Below are 1,028 nucleotides of genomic sequence, written 5' to 3'. Positions count from 1 at the left end.
GGACTGCACGGCCGCGCCGGCCGTCACCTGCGCCTGCAGGACGGCGGCCAGGACCACAGGGCGACCGCGGCCGGCGACCGCGGCGACTGGCACATCGAGGTCGATGGCACCGCCTCGGTGGTGTCGGCCGCACGCCTGGCCGACGGCGTCCTCGAACTGCGTATCGACGGTCAGGGACGGCGCCTGGCGGTCCGCTTCGACGGGGATGCGCTGGAACTGCACGACGGCCACCGGCGCCGGACACTGCGCCTGCTGCCTGCCGAACGCGGCGAGGGCCGCGGCGAAGCCGGCGGAGACGGCCGCGTGCTGGCGCCGATGCCCGGCCGTATCGTGCTGGTCAAGGCCAGCCCCGGCCAGGCGGTGGCCGCGGGCGCCGAACTGCTGGTGATGGAGGCGATGAAGATGGAACTGACGGTCAGGGCGCCGCGCGACGGCGTGGTGTCCGAACTGCGCGCCATGGCCGGCGATTTCGTCGAGGCCGACACGGTGCTGGCGATCGTCGCCGATGCGGTCGCCACCGATGCGGCCGCCACCGGTGTGGTCAGCAGTGTGGAACGGGCATGAGCGACTTCGTCCGCATCGTCGAGGTCGGCCCGCGCGACGGACTGCAGAACGAAGCGGCGACGGTCGCCACCGCCGACAAGATCGCGCTGGTCGACCGGCTCTCGGCCACCGGCCTGCGCAGCATCGAGGCGACCAGCTTCGTCAGCCCGAAGTGGGTGCCGCAGCTGGCGGACGCGGCCGAGGTGATGGCCGGGATCCGGCGCGCCCCCGGCGTGTCCTACCCGGTGCTGGTCCCCAACGAGCAGGGCGTGCGGCAGCACTCCGATGCCGGTGACGAATTCTTCCAGGTGCCGATCCAGGTAGCCGGTGTCGATCCGGCCCTCGACCACGGCCGGGTGCAGCGCCAGCGCCTCGAGGAAGGCGAGGTTGGTCTTCGGCCCGGCGACGTGGCATTGGGCCAGCGCGGCACCCAGCCGCGCCAGTGCGCGTGGCCTGTCGGCGTCGTGGACGATGAGCTTGGCGAT

1 protein-coding gene and 2 pseudogenes are annotated in these 1,028 nt (G+C 73.1%); 2 read left to right on the top strand and 1 reads right to left on the bottom strand.

What is annotated here, in order from left to right:
• Both J7528_RS23490 and J7528_RS25650 read left to right on the top strand, forming a co-directional pair.
• On the top strand, positions 1-564 hold a 564-nt coding region (locus J7528_RS23490), incomplete at its 5' end, for a biotin/lipoyl-containing protein (RefSeq protein WP_291879685.1).
• A pseudogene (locus J7528_RS25650) lies at positions 561-761 on the top strand (hydroxymethylglutaryl-CoA lyase); the annotation flags it as partial. The gene J7528_RS23490 and the pseudogene J7528_RS25650, both read left to right, overlap by 4 nt.
• 156 nt (positions 762-917) lie before the next feature.
• Here J7528_RS25650 and J7528_RS25645 read toward each other — a convergent pair.
• A pseudogene (locus J7528_RS25645) lies at positions 918-977 on the bottom strand (hypothetical protein); the annotation flags it as partial.
• Positions 978-1,028 lie beyond the last annotated feature (51 nt).

Source organism: Caulobacter sp., assembly GCF_017744445.1.
GTDB lineage: Bacteria > Pseudomonadota > Alphaproteobacteria > Caulobacterales > Caulobacteraceae > Caulobacter.
The sequence above is the reverse complement of the archived record's forward strand: the minus strand, read 5'-3'. Positions and strand labels throughout refer to the sequence as shown.